The sequence below is a fragment of the Flavobacterium sp. genome (assembly GCF_041392085.1).
Lineage (GTDB): Bacteria > Bacteroidota > Bacteroidia > Flavobacteriales > Flavobacteriaceae > Flavobacterium.
The window spans coordinates 51225-71268 of sequence record NZ_JAWKMW010000011.1; the positions used below are offsets into that span (position 1 = coordinate 51225).

Annotated in this window: 20 protein-coding genes; 10 read left to right on the plus strand and 10 right to left on the minus strand. The window is 33.9% G+C overall.

The window, feature by feature from the left end; translation table 11 throughout:
• Nucleotides 1–26: 26 nt before the first annotated feature.
• Together R2782_RS10620 and R2782_RS10625 are read right to left on the minus strand one after the other, a co-directional pair.
• Entirely contained in the window at nt 27–272 is a 246-nt protein-coding gene (locus R2782_RS10620) for a DUF3098 domain-containing protein (protein WP_371268223.1), read from the minus strand.
• Nucleotides 273–276: 4 nt separating this feature from the next.
• Nucleotides 277–1152 carry a cell division protein FtsX gene (locus R2782_RS10625; RefSeq protein WP_371268224.1) on the minus strand — a complete coding sequence of 292 codons (876 nt, stop codon included), beginning with the start codon at nt 1150–1152 and terminating at the stop codon, nt 277–279.
• Nucleotides 1153–1305: 153 nt separating this feature from the next.
• On the opposite strand from R2782_RS10625, the gene R2782_RS10630 reads away from it, so the two are divergent.
• The 3 genes from R2782_RS10630 to R2782_RS10640 all read left to right on the plus strand — a co-directional run bounded on the left by R2782_RS10630 (nt 1306) and on the right by R2782_RS10640 (nt 6000).
• A complete protein-coding gene (locus R2782_RS10630; RefSeq protein ID WP_371268225.1) occupies nt 1306–4386 on the plus strand; it encodes a leucine--tRNA ligase in 3081 nt (1026 codons plus the stop codon).
• A gap of 141 nt (nt 4387–4527) precedes the next feature.
• Nucleotides 4528–5211, plus strand: a complete 684-nt coding sequence (locus tag R2782_RS10635; protein ID WP_371268226.1) for a hypothetical protein — start codon at nt 4528–4530, stop codon at nt 5209–5211.
• 93 nt (nt 5212–5304) lie between these two features.
• Nucleotides 5305–6000: a zinc metallopeptidase gene (locus R2782_RS10640; protein ID WP_371268227.1), complete on the plus strand. Its 696-nt coding sequence runs from the start codon at nt 5305–5307 to the stop codon at nt 5998–6000.
• Between the two features lie 117 nt (nt 6001–6117).
• Here R2782_RS10640 and R2782_RS10645 read toward each other — a convergent pair whose 3' ends face one another.
• Nucleotides 6118–6588 carry an Lrp/AsnC family transcriptional regulator gene (locus tag R2782_RS10645; protein ID WP_371268228.1) on the minus strand — a complete coding sequence of 157 codons (471 nt, stop codon included), beginning with the start codon at nt 6586–6588 and terminating at the stop codon, nt 6118–6120.
• Nucleotides 6589–6764: 176 nt separating this feature from the next.
• On the opposite strand from R2782_RS10645, the gene R2782_RS10650 reads away from it, so the two are divergent.
• Nucleotides 6765–7370 (plus strand): tRNA (guanine-N1)-methyltransferase, encoded by a 606-nt coding sequence (locus R2782_RS10650; protein ID WP_371268229.1) that lies wholly within the window; start codon nt 6765–6767, stop codon nt 7368–7370.
• On the opposite strand, the gene R2782_RS10655 is transcribed toward R2782_RS10650, so the two are convergent.
• Nucleotides 7371–8741: a saccharopine dehydrogenase family protein gene (locus R2782_RS10655; RefSeq protein WP_371268230.1), complete on the minus strand. Its 1371-nt coding sequence runs from the start codon at nt 8739–8741 to the stop codon at nt 7371–7373.
• Between the two features lie 123 nt (nt 8742–8864).
• On the opposite strand from R2782_RS10655, the gene R2782_RS10660 reads away from it, so the two are divergent.
• Both R2782_RS10660 and pckA read left to right on the plus strand, forming a co-directional pair.
• A complete protein-coding gene (locus R2782_RS10660; protein WP_371268231.1) occupies nt 8865–9251 on the plus strand; it encodes a DUF423 domain-containing protein in 387 nt (128 codons plus the stop codon).
• Nucleotides 9252–9329: 78 nt separating this feature from the next.
• The gene (gene pckA, locus R2782_RS10665) at nt 9330–10955 is read left to right on the plus strand and encodes a phosphoenolpyruvate carboxykinase (ATP) (RefSeq protein WP_371268232.1); all 1626 of its coding nucleotides are present in this window, start codon (nt 9330–9332) and stop codon (nt 10953–10955) included.
• A gap of 79 nt (nt 10956–11034) precedes the next feature.
• Here pckA and R2782_RS10670 read toward each other — a convergent pair whose 3' ends face one another.
• Both R2782_RS10670 and R2782_RS10675 read right to left on the minus strand, forming a co-directional pair.
• Nucleotides 11035–11784, minus strand: coding sequence for a uroporphyrinogen-III synthase (locus R2782_RS10670; protein ID WP_371268233.1), 750 nt, complete (start codon nt 11782–11784; stop codon nt 11035–11037).
• Between the two features lie 19 nt (nt 11785–11803).
• The gene (locus R2782_RS10675; RefSeq protein WP_371268234.1) at nt 11804–12466 is read right to left on the minus strand and encodes a DUF4271 domain-containing protein; all 663 of its coding nucleotides are present in this window, start codon (nt 12464–12466) and stop codon (nt 11804–11806) included.
• A gap of 108 nt (nt 12467–12574) precedes the next feature.
• Here R2782_RS10675 and R2782_RS10680 point away from each other — a divergent pair, with 108 nt between their 5' ends.
• The 3 genes from R2782_RS10680 to R2782_RS10690 are packed head-to-tail and all read left to right on the plus strand — an operon-like array spanning nt 12575 to nt 15109.
• Nucleotides 12575–13300, plus strand: coding sequence for a polyprenol monophosphomannose synthase (locus R2782_RS10680; RefSeq protein ID WP_371268235.1), 726 nt, complete (start codon nt 12575–12577; stop codon nt 13298–13300).
• A gap of 12 nt (nt 13301–13312) precedes the next feature.
• A complete protein-coding gene (locus R2782_RS10685; protein WP_371268236.1) occupies nt 13313–14650 on the plus strand; it encodes a dihydroorotase in 1338 nt (445 codons plus the stop codon).
• Between the two features lie 3 nt (nt 14651–14653).
• Complete coding sequence (locus tag R2782_RS10690) at nt 14654–15109, plus strand: DUF4296 domain-containing protein (RefSeq protein ID WP_371268237.1); 456 nt, start codon at nt 14654–14656, stop codon at nt 15107–15109.
• Here the strand turns inward: R2782_RS10690 and R2782_RS10695 are convergent.
• A complete protein-coding gene (locus R2782_RS10695) occupies nt 15081–16085 on the minus strand; it encodes an SDR family oxidoreductase (protein WP_371268238.1) in 1005 nt (334 codons plus the stop codon). The two genes, R2782_RS10690 and R2782_RS10695, sit on opposite strands and share 29 nt — an antisense overlap.
• A 139-nt stretch (nt 16086–16224) precedes the next feature.
• Between R2782_RS10695 and tyrS the strand changes: the two genes are divergently transcribed.
• A complete protein-coding gene (gene tyrS / locus R2782_RS10700; RefSeq protein WP_371268239.1) occupies nt 16225–17532 on the plus strand; it encodes a tyrosine--tRNA ligase in 1308 nt (435 codons plus the stop codon).
• A gap of 19 nt (nt 17533–17551) precedes the next feature.
• On the opposite strand, the gene R2782_RS10705 is transcribed toward tyrS, so the two are convergent.
• The 3 genes from R2782_RS10705 to R2782_RS10715 form a co-directional block, all read right to left on the minus strand.
• A complete protein-coding gene (locus tag R2782_RS10705; protein ID WP_371268241.1) occupies nt 17552–18532 on the minus strand; it encodes an acyl transferase in 981 nt (326 codons plus the stop codon).
• Nucleotides 18533–18600: 68 nt separating this feature from the next.
• Complete coding sequence (locus tag R2782_RS10710) at nt 18601–19515, minus strand: T9SS type A sorting domain-containing protein (RefSeq protein WP_371268242.1); 915 nt, start codon at nt 19513–19515, stop codon at nt 18601–18603.
• A 110-nt stretch (nt 19516–19625) separates the two neighbouring features.
• A complete protein-coding gene (locus tag R2782_RS10715; RefSeq protein WP_371268243.1) occupies nt 19626–19967 on the minus strand; it encodes a T9SS type A sorting domain-containing protein in 342 nt (113 codons plus the stop codon).
• Nucleotides 19968–20044 lie beyond the last annotated feature (77 nt).

Genomic DNA, 20044 nt, shown 5'->3' on the forward strand with positions numbered 1-20044 from the left:
AAAAAGTTAGTTTGTTCGATTATCCGCTACGCCTTTTTAGGGTTTTTTAATATCGAATAAATGACTACGCCAAACCCGGCCAACACAACCGTTGGAGCCAAACGAATTCTTCTAAAATCAAAAATAGCATCACTGAAAACTTTTGGATCATCACTACCTCCACCACTCATTAAGATAAAACCCAAAGTAATGATAGCAATGCCAATGAGTAAAATTTTATAATTTATTTTGTCAAACAGAAATTCCTGTTTTTGTTCGTTTTTATTGCTCATAATTTTAGTATAAATCGTCTGTTCTAAGGTTAAGGAATTTTTGTGTAGCGAAGAAAGTGCTGAACCAGGATATTAAAACGCCAACAATCAACACAGCCAGTAAAACCAATCCAATCATAAGATGATTTTCTAAAACTCCCAATTTTGGAAAATTTGCATCGATGTAAAATAAAACTCCAACAATTCCGATAATAGCCAGTAAGGCTCCAATAATTCCTAATTTAATGCTTCTCAGGATAAATGGTTTGCGAATGAATGATTTTGTAGCACCAACCATCTGCATGGTTTTGATAATAAATCGATTAGAATAGATAGACAAACGCATTGAACTGTTAATCAAAAGCACAGAGATTAAAGCCAAAAATCCGGTTATGACCAATATCCAAAAGGTTATTTTTTTTACATTGTCGTTTACCAAGTCTACTAAATGTTTATCGTAAACAATATCCGAAATCATCTTATTTTGTTTGAATTCCTGCTCAATTTGTTTGATACTGTCTGCCTGAACATAATCGGCTTTAAGATGAATATCATATGAATTTTGCAATGGGTTAAACCCTAAAAACTGCATAAAATCTTCGCCAATAATGTCTTTGTGTTTAGAGGCAGCTGTTTCTTTTGAAACAAACGTATCGGTTTTTACATAAATAGATTCTTTTAGCTTATCTCCAAAAGCTTTTAGTAGACTATCGTTTGCAGCATCTTTAAAATAAACCGACATCGGGATTTCTTCTTTGAAATCGTCAGATAACTTCTTGGAGTTTATCACAAATAAACTCAGCAAGCCTAACAAAAAAAGCACAAGAAAAACACTTAAAACTACTGAAAAATAGGAGGAAATGAGTCTTCTTTTTTGATACTTTTCGTAAGATGATGCCATAAAAAATAGTTTAAGCCGTAAAATTAAAAAAGAAATTGGTTAAACCACAGTTTATAACGATGAAAGTTTTGAGTTTAGTACAATAAACGTAAATTTGCTCTTTTAAAAAAAACCTTAGCAACTCAGAACCTTAGTTCTTCAGTACCTCAGAACATGAAATACTTCCACGAACAAATTGAAGCCAAGTGGCAAGAATATTGGGCTAAAAACCAAACCTTTGCCGCACAAAATAATTCCGAAAAACCAAAATATTATGTATTGGATATGTTTCCATATCCATCCGGAGCAGGTTTGCACGTAGGTCACCCGCTGGGTTATATTGCATCGGATATCGTGGCTCGTTACAAAAGACACAAAGGATTCAATGTGTTGCATCCGCAAGGATATGACTCATTCGGACTTCCGGCGGAGCAATATGCCATTCAAACAGGCCAACATCCTGAAAAAACGACTAAAGAAAATATTGCTCGTTACCGTGAACAATTAGATAAAATTGGCTTTTCATTCGATTGGAGTCGAGAAGTTCGCACCTCAAATCCGGAGTATTACAAATGGACGCAGTGGATTTTTATTCAACTATTTGAATCGTATTATTGTAAAGTAGCTGATAAAGCTTTTCCAATTTCAGAATTGATTAAAGTATTTGAAAAAGAGGGAAATAGCAATGTTGATTTGGTTTGTGATGATGGTGTTGAACTATTTTCAGCTCAAGAGTGGAATTCTTTTTCGTCAGAAAAAAAGCAAGAAATACTTCTTCAATATCGCTTAACGTATCTTGCCGAAACCGAAGTCAATTGGTGTCCCGCGTTAGGAACCGTTTTAGCAAACGACGAAATTGTGAATGGTGTTTCCGAACGTGGTGGTCATCCCGTCATTCGCAAAAAAATGACACAATGGAGTATGCGAATTTCTGGGTATGCCGAACGATTATTGCAAGGTTTAGAAACCATCGATTGGAGCGAAAGCATCAAAGAAAGTCAACGAAATTGGATTGGAAAATCAGTCGGAGCGTCTGTAAAGTTTCAAGTTTCAAGTTCTAAGTTTCAGGTTGAAGTCTTCACAACCCGTCCCGACACCATCTTCGGTGTCACTTTTATGACTTTAGCACCCGAGCATGAATTGGTTTCGCAAATCACTACACCCGAACAAAAAGCAGCGGTAGAAGCCTATGTGGAAGCTACTGCCAAACGTTCTGAACGCGAGCGAATGGCTGATGTAAAAACCATTTCCGGTGTTTTTACCGGAGCGTATGCTGAACATCCTTTTACGAAAGAACCGATTCCGATTTGGATTGGCGATTATGTGTTGGCAGGATATGGAACCGGGGCTGTGATGGCCGTTCCGTGTGGTGATGAACGGGATTATGCCTTCGCTAATTTCTTCAAAGGTAAAGAAGGAATGCCCGAAATTAAAAACATTTTCAATCAAGATATTTCTGAAGCAGCTTATGCTGAAAAAGGCGGATTTAAATTGGTCAACTCCGATTTCTTAAACGGATTGGATTATAAAGAAGGCACTAAAAAAGCCATCGAAGCCTTAGAGCAAATTGGTCAAGGAAAAGGAAAAACCAATTACCGTTTGCGTGATGCGGTTTTTTCACGTCAACGCTATTGGGGCGAACCGTTTCCTGTCTATTATGTAAATGGTTTACCACAAATGATTGAGGTGAAACATCTTCCCATTATTTTACCGGAAGTTGAGAAATATTTACCAACCGAAGACGGACAACCGCCACTTGGAAATGCGACGCATTGGGCATGGGATACCGAGAAAAATGCAGTGGTTAGTAATCAGTTGATTGATAATAAAACCGTTTTCCCATTAGAATTGAATACCATGCCGGGTTGGGCAGGAAGCTCTTGGTATTGGATGCGTTATATGGATGCTCACAACGAAAACGAATTTGCCGGCCAAGATGCCTTGAACTATTGGGAAAATGTGGATTTATACATTGGTGGTAGCGAACACGCCACCGGACATTTATTGTATTCTCGTTTTTGGAATAAATTTCTAAAAGACCGCGGCTTTATCACTCCTGAGGAACCTTTTAAAAAGTTAATCAATCAAGGGATGATTTTGGGGATGAGTGCGTTTGTTTACAGAGTTCGTGAACATAGAGCGACTTTACATGAAAGAAATAATGTTGCATATGGAGATTATAATTACAAAATATTTCTCTCTTCAAATGAATATAAGAATATTATTAAGGATGGTGAAATTGATGATAATTTAGCATCTGAAATTATAGACAAGATGAAAAGTAATTCCCTTTTATTGAATATGGTTTCATCTATAACATCAGAATCTAGTTATAATGATTTTTTTGAGCATAAACCAAATGGTAATTATTTTCCGCTAAATTTTAAAGATAATAATCTTGGAATAAAATCTTGGATAGCTTTTGACCCAATTCATGTCGACTTATCAATTATCAACGATATAACCAATGAATTAGATATCAATGCTTTCAAAAATCATCCTTTATACTCAGATTATAAAGATGCTGAATTCATTTTAGAAGATGGCAAATACATCGTCGGTCGCGAAGTCGAAAAAATGTCAAAATCCAAATACAACGTCGTCAACCCCGACGACATTTGCAACCAATACGGAGCCGATACTTTGCGTTTATACGAAATGTTCCTCGGTCCGTTAGAGCAAGCCAAACCATGGAATACGGCCGGAATTACCGGAGTTTCCGGTTTCTTGAAAAAATTATGGCGTTTGTATTTTGACGATAACGGTTTGATTGTCACCAACGACGAACCAACCGCAGAAATGTACAAATCGTTACACAAAACCATCAAAAAAGTAACGGAAGACATCGAGAATTTCTCGTTCAATACTTCGGTTTCACAGTTTATGATTTGTGTGAACGAATTGGCTCAGTTGAAATGCAACCACCGAAAAATTTTAGAACCGTTGGCTATTTTAGTTTCACCGTATGCTCCGCATATTGCTGAAGAATTATGGAGTCAATTGGGTCACGAAGGCTCAATTTCAACCGTTGCGTTCCCTATTTTTGAAGAGAAATATTTAATAGAATCCGAAAAAGAATATCCGGTATCCTTCAACGGAAAAATGCGATTTACCATCAAATTACCCTTGGATTTAACCGCTGCACAAATTGAAGAAATTGTCATGGCAGACGAACGTACGCAAGCTCAATTGCAAGGTAGAACACCTAATAAAGTGATTATTGTTCCGGGAAAAATCATTAATTTAGTAGGATAAATTTATAAAAAAAGTTAGCCACGAATTCGCTTATTTTAAAGGGAATTCGTGGTTTTTTTATGTACAATTTATAATAAAATCTTAAAATAATCGCTTATAGCATAAATCGTATTAATTTTATAAAAAATTAAATTTTAAAATATGAAAAATATCTTTTTTATCGCAACTGTATTGTTTACACAATTCACTTTTGCACAAGAGCAAGAAACGGTTTCGACCGATGAAAAAAAATGTGTTTTGCCTAAGGTGGATTTATACGTAGGTGTTGGTGGTGTTTTTTACAATGATTTTACATTGAACCAAAAAATTAAAGCATCCGGTATGCCGGAAATTAGAGAGACCATGCCCGAATTAATGCTTGGAATGAATGCCTTATGGGAAAAATATTCGTTTGACATGGATTTGTCTTCCAGCTATTCTAACAAAAAAAACAGCACAACAGAGAATAAATTAGCCAGCGGTACATTGCGACTTCGCGGACATTATAATTTTGTAAATAAATCCAGAATTTTATTATCCGGTGGATTAAATGTGGCGTATACCCACAATGATTTCAATCTGTATTCCAGAAATAATGACATCAACTTAAATGATTTGAATCCCGAAAATAATTCCGGTCACGTAAGTTTAAAAAATGATATATTTTATGCCGGACCCTCGTTGGCTTTCAATTTAAAACGCAAAGAAAAATTAAGCATTCGTTTAAATGTGGGTTATGAATTTGCTTTCACCAACGGAAAATGGAAATCAGATTATGCTAACGTATCCAATTCTGTGAAAGAAAATGGTCAAAACCGCTTGATGGTAGGAATCGTTTTCTTTTAAAAACCTGACAAAATTTCAGCAAAAACAATTCACACAAATTTGGCTTATAATTTGCTGTATATTCGTAACTTTATATTTTAAAAAGAACAAACAATGATAGGATATTATATTTTAATCGGAGCAATTGCCTTAGTAAGTTGGTTAGTGAGTCATCAACTGAAGAAGAAATTTGAATTTTATTCTAAAGTGCAATTGCGAAACGGAATGAGTGGGGCTGAAATTGCACAACGCATGTTAGAAGACCACGGCATTCATGATGTAAAAGTGATTTCAACTCCAGGAAGATTAACCGATCACTATAACCCAACAGACAAAACGGTTAATCTCAGTGAAGCAGTTTATAATCAACGAAACGCGGCGGCTGCGGCTGTTGCCGCTCACGAAGTAGGTCATGCTGTTCAACATGCAACAGCTTATGAGTGGTTGACTATGCGTTCTAAGTTAGTGCCGGTTGTAAGTGTTTCTTCCGGAATGTCCCAGTGGTTAGTCATTGGTGGTTTAATTTTAGGAGCCGCATCAGGAAGTACAATTGGGTTTTATGTAGCAGTAGCCGGTTTAATTATGATGGCGTTGGCTACAACCTTTAGTTTTATTACACTTCCAGTGGAATACGACGCCAGCAATAGAGCTTTAGCTTGGCTAAAAAAAGCAAATATGGTTGGACAACAAGAATATGAAGGTGCCCAAGATGCTTTAAAATGGGCTGCTAGAACTTATTTGGTTGCAGCCATTGGAGCCTTAGCTTCTTTGTTGTATTGGGCTCTTCAAGTATTTGGTTCTAGAGATTAAATGATAAATAATTGATAAGAATCCGTTACGAAAGTGACGGATTTTTTTCAATTATAGAGGCCTAACTCGAAGTAAAGCCCAATAAATTTTGCTAAACTTGAAAGCTGAGACAAAAAACTACAACTGAATTTGTCTCTCTATCTGTTGTTCCAATGAAATAAAGGTTTCTGTTCTCGAAACACCATCAATCGGCTGAATTTTTTTGTTAAGCAGTTGCATCAAATGTTCGTTGTCCTTGCAAATTATTTTGATTAAAATACTCCAATTACCGGTTGTATAGTGGCATTCTAATACTTCAGGTATTTTTTTCAATTCTCGCACTGCATCAGAATTACTCGAAGCTTTATCCAAATAAATACCTACAAACGCCATGGTTTTGTAGCCTAAAACTTTATTGTTAATTACAAATTTTGACCCCGAAATTACACCCGCATCTTCCAATTTTCGAAGCCGTTGATGAATTGCTGCTCCGGAAATACCAATTTTATTGGCGATTTGCAAAATGGGTTTTCTAGCATCTTCCATCAAATCTCGAAGAATTTCTTTATCAATGCCGTCAATTTCTATTTCTAGCGAATTAATTTTCATACTTATAAATTTTAACTAAAAGTATAAAAATACTTTTTAAAAATAGTAATAAATAGGTTTTAATATTTCAAAATAATACAAATTGTGTATTTAAACTATCTAAACATACAAAACCTATTAGGATACTTAAATTAAAAAAATTAAATTTGTTAATCAACTTGACTAAACATCTTCTTATGAAAAAATATATTTATTCCTTTGTATTTCTATTTTTTACTTCCTTTTTATTAGCTCAGGATTCTATTCAAAATGAAAGTAAAGCTTCTATGAATGGAACACTTGACAAACAATTTGATTATGTAACTCAAAAGTCAAATAACTTTCAGGAATACAAAGTAGTTAAGAAAGATTTTCTGACGATTCTAAAGCGAAACAGCCTTGATTCTGTAAATCGATTTAAAGAAGAATTAGCAAATTTGAAGATTGAATATGCCTCGCATACATCAACTATTAATCAATTAAAAAACGACTTGCAAAAAACTCAAGCAGATCTTGATAAGCTTACAATAGCTCAAGATAATGTTTCTTTTTTAGGAACTCCCATCAGTAAAACTAACTACAACATGATTATGTGGGGAATTGTTTCTCTATTGATGCTAGTTGTATTAGTTTTTTTGTTTCAGTTAAACGGAGCAAAATCAGCGGCAAAAGACGCTAAAAATAATTTAGATAAATTAGAAGAAAATTTTGAAGACTACAAGCGTAAAGCTCTTGAAAAAGAGCAAAAATTAGGACGTCAACTGCAAGATGAAATTAATAAACACAAAAAGAACACGAAGTAATTAACTACCGACATTATTTGGATTATAGCCCATATAAGGAACTTCCTTGTCATTAAAAATTACTCCAAACGTTTCCAATTCCTTTAATATAGGTTTGTAAACTTCCTTGTTAATAGGTAATTGAACCCCTGGAGTTTTTATGTTTCCATTTAAAATTTGAATTGTAGCTATTGCGACCGGTAAACCTACGGTTTTTGCCATGGCCGTAAAGGTTTGGTCATCTCCTAAACAAACCATACTACTGTCGATTTGCTTTTTTTGCCCGTTAAGTTCATAACCAAACTTATGATACATTACAATCATATCTTTATCTTCAGGTTGAAGAGCCCATTTTTCGGCTAAAATATGTTCTAAATATTGAGCAGGTGTTGCATTTTTAATTCCTGCTTTTTTGGTAGAATCAAATAGATCCAATTCCTCAAATTTATCCCAAATCACATCGTCTTGATCAATTTTCAAATAATGACGCAATTTCAATTCCACCGAATCCGAAGGATGATAAGGCAAAAATGAATTCGTAAAATCACGATAAGACATGTTCTCGGAGTTTTCCATCGAATAGGTATCGTCGGTCATTCCTAATTGAACCAACATATCCCACGCTTTTGAATACCCCACTCGTCGCAAAGTTCCTCGATACATCGTCAAAATATCATCTAAACCATAAATACTTCTGTATTTTAGTGAATCGCGATTGGCATAACCTTCAAAACGACCGTAACCTTCTACTTCCATAAATTCGGTTCTACGAAACAATTTATTATAAGGAATATATTTGTATTTCCCTTCCTGAATAAATTTTGAAACACCGCCTTGACCGGCTAGAACTACATTTCTGGGATTCCATGAAAATTTATAATTCCACAAATTTGTATCGCTTTCAGGAGCAACTAATCCGCCACAAAACGATTCAAATTGAATCATTTTTCCTCCTTTAGCTCTAATTTCATCAATGATTTTCATGGCACTCATATGGTCAATTCCCGGATCAAGACCAATTTCGTTCATAAAAATTAATCCTTTTTCTCTAGCTTGTGCATCTAAATCTTGCATTTTTGGACTAATATAAGATGCAGTAACCATATGTTTGTTGAATGCCAAACAATCTTCCGCAATTTCTATATGTAAATGTGCCGGTAACATTGAAATGACAATATCAGCTTTTTGAATTTCTTTTTGACGTTGATCAAGATTAGCAATATCCAATTGAATTGGAAAAGCATTGGGATGATTATTGGTTTTTTTTTGAGCCAATTCTAAAGATAAATCAGCAATAGTTAGCTTTAAATTTTCTGATTCAGATTTGTTTAATAAGTATTTTATTAACGATGAAGCGGAACGACCGGCACCAATAATCAGTATATTTCTCATGAGTATTATTGTATAAAAATCACACAAATGTAGGTAGTTGTTATATTCCTAACAAATTTTAGAATGTTAATTCGGTTTGTGTTTGTAATTTATTTCCGTAAATTTGAATATTTATTGATTAAAATGAACAGAAAAATAATTCTCCTAGCTGCAGTTTTAGGGTTGACTGCTATTGTTTTTGGAGCGTTTGGAGCTCATGCTCTTAAAACAGTTTTAGATGAAAATCAATTGATTTCATTTGAGACAGGTGTGCGTTATCAAATGTATCATGCTCTGTTTCTTTTGTTTTTAGGAACAACCAATTTTGTGGCAGAAAAGACAAAAAAAATAATTTTTTATTTGGTATTAACAGGCGTTTTGTTTTTTTCGGGTTCAATCTATTTTTTAGCAACAAACCACCTTACGTCATTTGATTTAACGTTTTTAGGACCAATTACGCCTATTGGAGGATTGTCATTAATAGGGGCTTGGACTATACTATTTTTGAATATTTTCAATCAAAAAGGATAAATTTTCAACAAATTAGCAATTGTAAAAATTTAATTTATACTTTTGCCAAATATTTAAACACAACTAAAGGGTAAATTTATGGAAACATACGCTCAATTTACGAAATCGATTTCGTTGGAAAAATATGGAATCAAAAACACGCATGAAATTGTTTATAATCCTTCGTTCGAATTTCTTTACGATGAGGAATTAAGTGAAACATTACAAGGGTATGAAAAAGGACAATTGTCAGAATTAGGAGCGGTAAATGTAATGACAGGAGAATTTACAGGAAGATCTCCAAAAGATAAATATATTGTAGAAGATGACGTGACGAGAAATACCATTTGGTGGAATTCTCCAAAAGCTCCTAATGATAACAAACCCATTTCAAAAAAGACTTGGGATGCTTTAAAAGAAACAACAGTTAATCAACTTTCCGGAAAACGATTATTTGTGGTGGATGCTTTTTGTGGAGCAAACGAAAACACAAGACTCAAAGTGCGTTTTATTATGGAAGTAGCTTGGCAAGCCCATTTTGTAAAAAATATGTTTATTCGTCCTACCGAACAAGAACTGGAAAATTTTGGCGAACCGGATTTTATAGTGATGAATGGTTCTAAAACGTCATTTAAAAACTACAAAGAGCATGGTTTAAATTCAGAAGTATATATTGCCTTTAATTTATCCGAAAAAGTACAGATTATTGGGGGAACTTGGTATGGTGGCGAGATGAAAAAGGGTCTTTTCTCAATGATGAATTACTATCTGCCACTACAGGGAATTGCTTCGATGCATTGTTCTGCTAACAAAGGAAAAGAGGGTGATGTGGCGGTTTTCTTTGGTTTGTCTGGAACAGGAAAAACCACTTTATCAACTGATCCAAAACGTGAATTAATTGGTGATGATGAGCACGGTTGGGATGACGAAGGGGTTTTTAATTTTGAAGGAGGATGTTACGCTAAAACCATCGATTTAAGTAAGGAAAATGAACCAGATATTTATGGAGCCATCAAAAAAAATGCTTTATTAGAAAACGTAACTTTAGACGCGAATGGGAAAATAGATTTTAAGGATGGTTCTGTTACACAAAATACAAGGGTGTCTTATCCTATAAATCACATTCAAAATATTGTTAAACCAGTTTCTAAAGCAGGTCATGCAACAAAAGTTATTTTCTTAACTGCTGATGCTTTTGGAGTAATGCCACCTGTTTCTAAATTAACACCTGAACAAACCAAATATTATTTCCTTTCAGGATTTACAGCTAAATTAGCCGGTACGGAAAGAGGGGTTACAGAACCGCAACCTACTTTTTCGGCTTGTTTCGGAAAAGCATTTTTATCTCTCCACCCCACTAAATACGGTGAAGAACTTGTAAAGAAAATGGAGCAGCATAAAGCAACTGCTTACATGGTGAATACAGGTTGGAATGGAACTGGAAAAAGAATTTCCATCAAAGATACAAGAGCAATTATTGATGCAATTTTGGATGGTTCAATCGAAAAAGCGGAAACGAAAGTAATTCCAATTTTTAATTTCGAAGTACCAACTGCTTTGCATGATGTGGATAACACTATATTAGATCCTCGAAATACATATTCAAATGCACAAGAGTGGACAGCGAAAGCAACTAATTTAGCCGGATTATTCATTAAGAACTTTTTGCAATATACCGATAATGAAGAAGGTCAAAACTTAGTGAAGTCCGGACCTCAATTATAATTTTACACTAACTAACCAAACGAAAAGAGTCCCGCAATTTAGTGGGACTCTTTTTTAATTATTTTAAGATATATTGTTATTATTTATCTTTATTTGATTTGGCAATATATTTTTCCAACGCCATCGTCATTGAAGGTGCCTCAGGAGAGGGAGCCATGATATCAACACGTAACCCGTGCTCGATTGCCTCTTTTTGAGTAGTACTGCCAAAAACAGCTATTCTGGTATTATTTTGTTTAAAATCAGGGAAGTTTTTAAACAATGATTTTATACCGGTAGGGCTGAAAAATGCCAATACATCATAATATACATCTGCTAAATCAGTCAAATCACTCATCACAGTACGGTAAAAAACACCTTGTGTCCAATTTACTTTTAGTGCATCTAAAGTTTGTGGCACATCAAAATTTAATTGATCTGAAGCGGGCAATAAAAATTTTTCTTCTTTGTATTTTTTAATTAAAGGAGAAAGCTCAACAAAGTCTTTTTGGCCCACGTAAATTTTTCTTTTTCGGTAAACAACATATTTCTGTAAATAAAAAGCAACAGCTTCGGATTGGCAAAAATATTTTAAATCTTCCGGTACTTTGTATCTCATTTCTTCGGCAACCCTAAAAAAATGATCAACAGAATTTCTACTGGTTAAGATGATGGCAGTGTAATTATTTAAGTCAATTTTTTGACTTCTAATCTCTTTTACAGGAACACCTTCGACATGAATAAAGGGTCTAAAGTCAATTTTTATTTTATGCTTTTGAATAAGCTCAAAATAGGGGGAATTTTCTACTTTTGGTTCTGGTTGTGACACCAAAATTGTTTTCACTTTCATATCGAAACTTGTTGTAAAACTAACGTCTAGTAAACCAATAATACATGAAATAGTAGGGTGCTATTTCAAGGGCACAAAGATACAAAATAAAATAAAACATCTTACTTAATAATAAACTTTGATACGATTTTAATGAAATTAAATAAGTTAAAGCGTTTGCAATCAGTATAATCAGTAGTATTCCGTAAATTATGATACCGGAAGAAGTATCATTATAATACAAAATAATATTAACAGGTAAAATTAGTAAACCAATATACGTACGATAACTCACTTTTTGAAGGTTAAATTGTTCCATAAAATCTTCTATTCTAAACGAAGTAGCAATGATTTTTTCTACCAGATATTTTGAAAGAACAAAAACGCCCAACAAGGTTAGGATTTGAACATATTTTATCCAATCCATTTTGGATGCTAATCCAAAATAGTTTAATAAAATGAGAATGAAAAAAGCAAATGAAATTAATTGAACGAAAAACAAGCTGATAGTAAACCAACTCATCATGTGTGTAGGGTCTTTATAAATTTTAATGTATTTGTCCGTTACAAAAAGCTTCAAAAATTCATTAAATCTCACCTCAAAAAAAGTTTTGGTCATCGCTATTAATACAAAGCTTAAGACAAACAATAGTGTTGCCCAATCTTTATTATCTTCAATTCGATGCTCTAAAATAAAGTCCATAATCTGACTGTAAAATTACTATTTTTTTATTTCAATCACTTTATTATAATTTTATTATGAATCAACGTTTATAAATAGTTTATTTTTGCTTAGAAATTTTGTTTTTTTATGAGTAACGGATTAGTAGTTATACCAACGTTCAACGAAATTGAAAATATAGAGAGTATCATTAGGGCAGTTTTTGCCTTAAAATTACCTTTTCACGTATTGATAGTGGATGATAATTCTCCGGACAAAACTTTCGAAAAGGTTGAGGTACTAAAAAATGAGTTCCCTTCACAACTTTTTTTAGAAATTAGAAAGAAGAAATCTGGTTTGGGAACAGCTTATGTACATGGATTTAAATGGGCATTACAAAAAAAATACGATTTTATTTTTGAGATGGATGCCGATTTTTCACACAATCCTCAAGACTTGGAAAAACTATATGAAGTGTGTCAAAAAGGAGAGGCAGATATGGCAATTGGGTCGCGGTATGTTCGTGGTGTGAATGTTGTCAACTGGCCGCTTAGCCGTGTGTTGCTATCCTATTTTGCATCAATTTATGTTAAATTGATTACGGGAATGAAAATTCATGATGCAACGGCTGGTTTTGTATGTTACCGACGCGAAGTACTTGAAAAAATAAATCTTGATAAAATTAAATTCATAGGCTATGCCTTTCAAATCGAAATGAAATATCGAACATTTTGCAAAGGTTTCACCATAAAAGAAGTTCCGATTATTTTTACTGATCGCACTAAAGGACAGTCCAAAATGAGTAATTCAATTATCAAAGAAGCTGTTTTTGGAGTTATTTCGTTGCGAATTAAAAAAATGTTTAATCGACTGTAACCGAAAAAGAAAATGAAAAGGATTCTAATAAAAAATGCCAAAATAGTAAATGAAGGTAAAATAGTTGAAGGGGATTTATTGATTGAAAATCAATATATTGCTGAAATATCCGAAAATATCAGTGCTAAACCAGACTATAAAGTGATTGATGTTGAAGGAAATTTTCTCATTCCCGGAGCCATCGACGATCAAGTACATTTTCGCGAACCGGGATTAACGCACAAAGGTGATATTGCCTCAGAATCCAGGGCTGCTGTTGCAGGAGGAATTACTTCATTTATTGAACAACCCAACACAATTCCTAATGTTGTTACCCAAGAATTATTAGAGGAAAAGTACCAAATTGCTGCCGAAAAATCATATGCCAATTATTCATTTATGATGGGTGGAACAAACGATAATTTGGAAGAGGTTTTAAAAACAAACCCTCGAAATGTAGCTGGTATTAAACTTTTTTTGGGTTCATCAACCGGAAATATGTTGGTAGATAATGAAGAAGTGTTAGAGAAAATATTTTCCTCAACAAAAATGCTAATCGCAGTTCATTGCGAAGACGAAACAACTATTCGAAATAATATAAAAGAATACAAAGAAAAATATGGTGAAGATGTTCCCGTGAAGTTTCACCATCTAATTAGAAGTGAAGAAGCTTGTTATCTTTCTTCTTCCAAAGCCATTGCTTTAGCCAAAAAAACAGGAGCAAGATTACATGTTTTTCATCTATCTACAGCCAAGGAAATGAATTTGTTTACTAATACAATTCCGCTTGAGGAGAAGCAAATTACAGCCGAAGTATGTATTCATCATTTGTGGTTTACCAATACAGATTATGAAACCAAAGGTAACTTTATTAAATGGAATCCGGCTGTTAAAACAGAAGCAGATAAAACAGCACTTTGGGAAGCATTATTAGATGACCGAATTGATGTGATAGCAACTGATCACGCTCCGCATACACACGAAGAAAAGAAACAGTCTTATTTACAAGCACCTTCAGGAGGCCCGCTAGTACAGCATGCCGTTGTGGCAATGTTTGAAGCATACCATAAAGGTAAAATTACTGTCGAAAAAATTGTCGAAAAAATGGCCCACAACCCGGCTAAAATTTTTAAAATAGAAAACAGAGGTTTTATCAGAGAAGGTTATTACGCTGATTTGGTTGTAGTAAACCCTGCTATGCCGTGGAATGTGAAAAAAGAAAATATTCTTTACAAATGTGGTTGGTCACCATTTGAGGGAACAAATTTTAAATCGAGAATTACGCATACCTTTGTCAATGGAGAATTGGTATACCAAAATGCCAAAGTAAGTGAAATAAAGGCGGGTATGCGATTACTTTTTAACAGATAGAAAATGAAAATAAAGTATCTCTTACTGTTTTTTGGATTATTTTTTCTTTCCTGTAAAAATGAAGGAGCCAAAAAGCCAACTCATTTAATTGAAGAAGAAAAAATGGTTGATATTCTTTATGATATTAGCATTTTAGAGGCGATAAGATCCAGTAATCCGGGAGTTTTAGGAGACAATTCCATTGATGCTCAAACGTATATTTATCAAAAATACGGTATCGACAGTTTGCAATTTTTAGAAAATACAGCTTACTATGCATCTGATTTTAAAAAGTTTAGAAAGATGTATGAAGAAGTTGAAAACAGAATTGCAATAAAAAAAGTGGAAGCGGATAGTCTTTTAAAAAAGAAACAAGAAGAAGATAATAAAAGAGCCATAGAATTGCGTTCGATTTCTAAAGATTCGCTTAAAGCTAGAAAAATGGAAGAGACTACTGCTTTTTCGAAAAAGAAAAAGTAACTTTTTCTACTACTTCTTTGATGGGTTGAAATTCATAATTCAACTTACTCTTTATTTTATCATTTGAATAAATGGCTTCACTGTGAAGTGATTTGGCAGTTGCTCTAGAAAGTTTTCTTTTTTGAAAAAATAAGTTGGAGAAAAACCAGTCTATTCGCCATGCTATTGAGGTCATCCAAGGTTTTGCGTAAAAAGAGGGTTTTTTACGATTAATACCTTCAGAAATCCAAAACAGCAAATTTTTAAAAGTTATATTTTCACTTATTAACGTAAATCGCTCTCCAGAAATATCACTTTTCATAAGTTGATGCAGCACAGCTACAACATCTTCAACCCCAACAAAACCTGTAGAACCTTTTGTATAGAAAGAGATTCCTTTTTGTACTTTTGTAAAAATCTCACCACTGCCCGAATCCCAAAAACCAATACCTAAAATTACACCTGGATTTACAATTACGCAAGGTAAACCTTCTTGTTCGGCTCTCCAGATTTCCATTTCGGCACCAAATTTAGACAAGGCATAGTCACTGTGCGGTTTTTCCGGATTCCATTCTGTTTCTTCGGTAATCACAGTTTCGTTTTGTTTCAGGTCGCCTAAGGCAGCAATTGAACTTACGTAACAGAATTTTTTTATGCCAAATGCCAATGAACAATTTACCATATTAGCGGTTCCCTCAATATTAATTTTTCTTAGCTGTTCTTCGTCATTGCTGTCAAAAGAAATTAGTGCCGCACAATGGTATACGTAACTAATGTTATCAAAGGCTAATTCTAAAGAAGGAATATCGTTTACATTCCCCGAAAACCACTCAATTTGATGAAATAAGTCACTATGTTCGAGTTGGTTGAAAAGATGTTTGGTTTTTTGAATACTTTTTTCAGTACGAAATAAAGCCCTCACTTTTTCGCCTTTTTGTAGCAAATGAAGTAATAAATGTGCCCCAACCAAGCCGGTTCCGCCAGTGATTAAATTCATATAAACAAAGATAAATGTTTCTAGGCTACATTTTCAAATTATCGAATTAAAACTATCTTTGCCAAAATTAGTTTAAATAGAAAATTGTAAGTAAAATAAGTTACTACACCAGAAGAATTTAAAATAAAAGAGACCATACATGAAAAATTTAGTAGAAGAATTACGTTGGAGAGGATTGTTTCACGACATGATGCCGGGAACAGAAGAACAATTGTTGAAAGAATCTACAACAGCTTATATTGGATTTGACCCGACTGCTGATTCGCTGCATATTGGGAGTATGGTACAAATTATTTTGTTGGTTCATCTTAAAAATTTTGGACATCAACCTATTGCGTTGGTAGGAGGGGCAACCGGAATGATTGGCGACCCTTCAGGTAAATCGGACGAACGAAATTTATTGGATGAAGTTACCTTGAACAAAAATGTGGAAGGTATAAAAAATGTTTTGTCTCGTTTTTTAGATTTTAATTCTACTGATGCCAATGCTCCAATTCTAGTAAACAATTATGATTGGATGAAGGATTTTTCATTTATTGATTTTGCACGAGATGTGGGTAAACGAATCACGGTAAACTACATGATGGCAAAAGATTCTGTAAAAAAACGTTTTTTAGGTGAGGGTGAAGGAATGTCTTTTACAGAGTTTACCTACCAATTGATTCAAGGTTACGATTTTTATTACCTTCACAAACATTACGGTTGCAAATTACAAATGGGAGGCTCTGACCAATGGGGAAATATCACAACCGGGACAGAATTGGTGCGTCGGTTGAATGTTAACACCGATGATGAAGGTGCAAAAGCGTATGCTTTAACAACACCTTTAATTACTAAAGCCGATGGTTCAAAATTTGGAAAATCGGAAGGCGGAAATGTTTGGTTAACAGCAGATAAAACTTCTCCGTATAAATTCTATCAATTTTGGTTTAATTCATCGGATGAAGATGCGGAAAAATACATTAAAATTTTTACTTTTTTAGATAAAGCAACGATTGAAGATTTAATTGAAAAGCACAGACAAGAACCGCATTTGCGTTTATTGCAAAAGAAATTAGCAGAAGAAATTACTGTTTTTGTTCATTCAAGAGAAGAATATGAAAAAGCAGTAAAAGCGTCTTCTATTTTGTTTGGAAATTCCACCTCAGAAGATTTAAAAGGGTTGGATTCGCAAACTTTTTTAGATGTTTTTGACGGCATTACGCAAACGGAAATTTCAAAAGCTGATTTGGAAAACGGCATTACAATCGTGGATGCTCTAGCTGGGAAATCCGGTTTTTTATCTTCCAATAGCGAAGCAAGAAGAGCTTTAAAAGAAAATTCTATTTCAGTTAATCGTGAGAAAGTCACTGAAGAATTTACACTTTCAACGAATGATTTAATCAACAGTGAATTTGTATTGTTACAACGCGGAAAGAAAACGTATTTTATTTTACGAGCAGTTTAAACTAGAAACCTGAAACTTTCTAAACAACCATTAAGTTACACCCTCGAATATCACTCGTATCAAAACGTCCCAACACTTCAAACGAATGGTTGGGATATTTTTTGCCCAAATCTTGTGTAGCGATAAAGGAACAAGAATTGATATTTGCTAAATCAATTACATTGATGCCGCCGGTTTTTCCGTAATCAACATACGTTAACGCATCTTCGGTATCTCGAATTAATATCGACATCCAAGGCGGGCATTCAAAAATACCATTGCCTAACGAATAGGCTTGTGATAAAAGTTCTGTCATGCCGTATTCAGAATGAATGGTTGGAACGCCAAAACCCTTACATAAAATGGTGTGTAATTCTTCGCGAATGATTTCTTTTCGTTTGCCTTTCATTCCGCCGGTTTCCATGATAATGGTATTTTTCAATTGAAAGGATTGCTTTTCAATCAAATCTAACAAAGCATACGTAACACCAATTAAAAGCACATTCTGACCGGAAGAATCCAATTTGATAAGTGTATGAATTAGTTCATCATAATTATTCAAATAGAAACCGCTTTCCGGGTGATTAGAACCTGCAATTAAATCATTGACCATATATATTAATGACGAACCTTCTCGTTCTAAATAGGAGGGAAGCAAGGCCAAAATCATATAATCTTCAATATTACCGTAGAATTGTGAGAAGGCGTTTCGAAAGCTTTGTTCATATAAAGTTGCATCAGTAACTAAATGTTTACTCGTCGAAGTTCCGGTTGTTCCGCTACTGCTAAACGTTTCTTGAACCGGGTTTTTAGAACTTAAAATTTCATGACTTTTAAAAAACTGAATCGGCAGAAATGGAATTTCTTCAATTGATTTTACATTGGATTTATCTTTTTTCAAAAGCGTACAAAAATCCTGATACACTTGGTTGTTATCATACTGATATCGAAAAATCTTGAGTGTTATTTTCTCAAATTCTTTTTGGTTTCGGATAGAAAATATGTCAGGATAGTGATTCATGGGTGCTAAAATAGGAATAAAAAAAGCACCAACTTTCGTTGATGCTTTTAAAATTTATGTAACTAAAATTAGTTAATGACTAACTTTCTTGAAGCTGTCTTTCCTTCTTCTTTAATTTTAACAATATAAACACCGGCGTTTAAGTTAGAAACATTGATAGCTTCGTTAGAAGTAACGTTGTTTAAAACTTGTTTTCCTAGGATGTCATAGATTTGAATAGTTCTTTCAGCATTTGCTTGAGTGGAAATGTAAAGAGTACCATTAGTAACAGGGTTTGGATATACTTTTAACCCAGCAATGGCATTTTGATTTAGACCTAGTGTATATGAACCTAGATTTATTGCAGACACTAAAAATTCACAAGTGTTGTTTGGGGTTGCAAATGCTGCATTTCCACCATAAGTAAAAGAAGATGTAACAAATGTACCTCCGTTTGGACCTACACCGTTATTTCTTTTAGCATAACTGTCTTGGTAAGCCCAAGGAGCTGAATAATCTGAAGAACCGGTAATTTCAAGTGGATTACCAAATTGGTCCACAACAGTAACTAAATTTCCAGCAGTTGGAGCGTCATAAATTGCAATTCTATAAGCGTCATTTCCATTAGCATTTGGTAAATTACCAGCTGCTAAACCGGTTGGTAGCGTAATAGATGGATAGATTTCCATAAAAGTATCAGTACCAGATCCTACTAAATACACAAATGCATTGGTTACAGTTCCCAGTGGAGTTAAATCTAAACCACCATTCCAAACAATTGAAGACTCATCTGCTGCACCATTTGATTCAGTTTGAAAACGGTAATTGGTAAAATCAATAGTTCCAGATACATACAATTCAGCAATTTTTGGACTTGAAGATCCAGATGCACCTGCACAACCATCTCCAGGTAATGTTCCATCAACTACTGTCGTAATTACAACACTCTGAGACATACCAAAAGTAGTTATTAGTAATAAAGATAAAGTGTAAAGTTTTTTCATTAGATAAATGTTTAAATAAAATTATGAAACAAAGATAGTAACAATAACTAATTTATAAAAAAATAACGTTATTAAAAAATTGTAAATTGTGAAGAATTGAATCGGACTAACTACTTGATAATCAATTTTCGTGTCGCAGTGGCTTCTCCTTCTTTGATTTTAATCATATAAATGCCCGGAGAAAGTGAGGAAACGTTTAATTCTTTTGAATTGATGGTGCTTTGTAAAACAACCTTTCCTAAAATATCAAAAATGGTTACTTCCTTGGATAAAGATGATTTTGAGGTGATATACACTTTTCCGTTACTTACCGGGTTTGGATAAAAGCTAAGCCCTTCAATAGTAGTTTCTTGAGTTTTGTTGGGCTGTTGAGACTTTATATCCTGAGCTGATGTAGTCAGTGTAAAAAGAAAAACCGCTAAAAGAATAGTATAAAAGTAATTTTTTTTCATCTTTCCGATTTGGTTTGGTAAATGTATAAAAAATATTTCAAATACTATACCAAAAAAATCCCTCTTTGTTTAAAAAG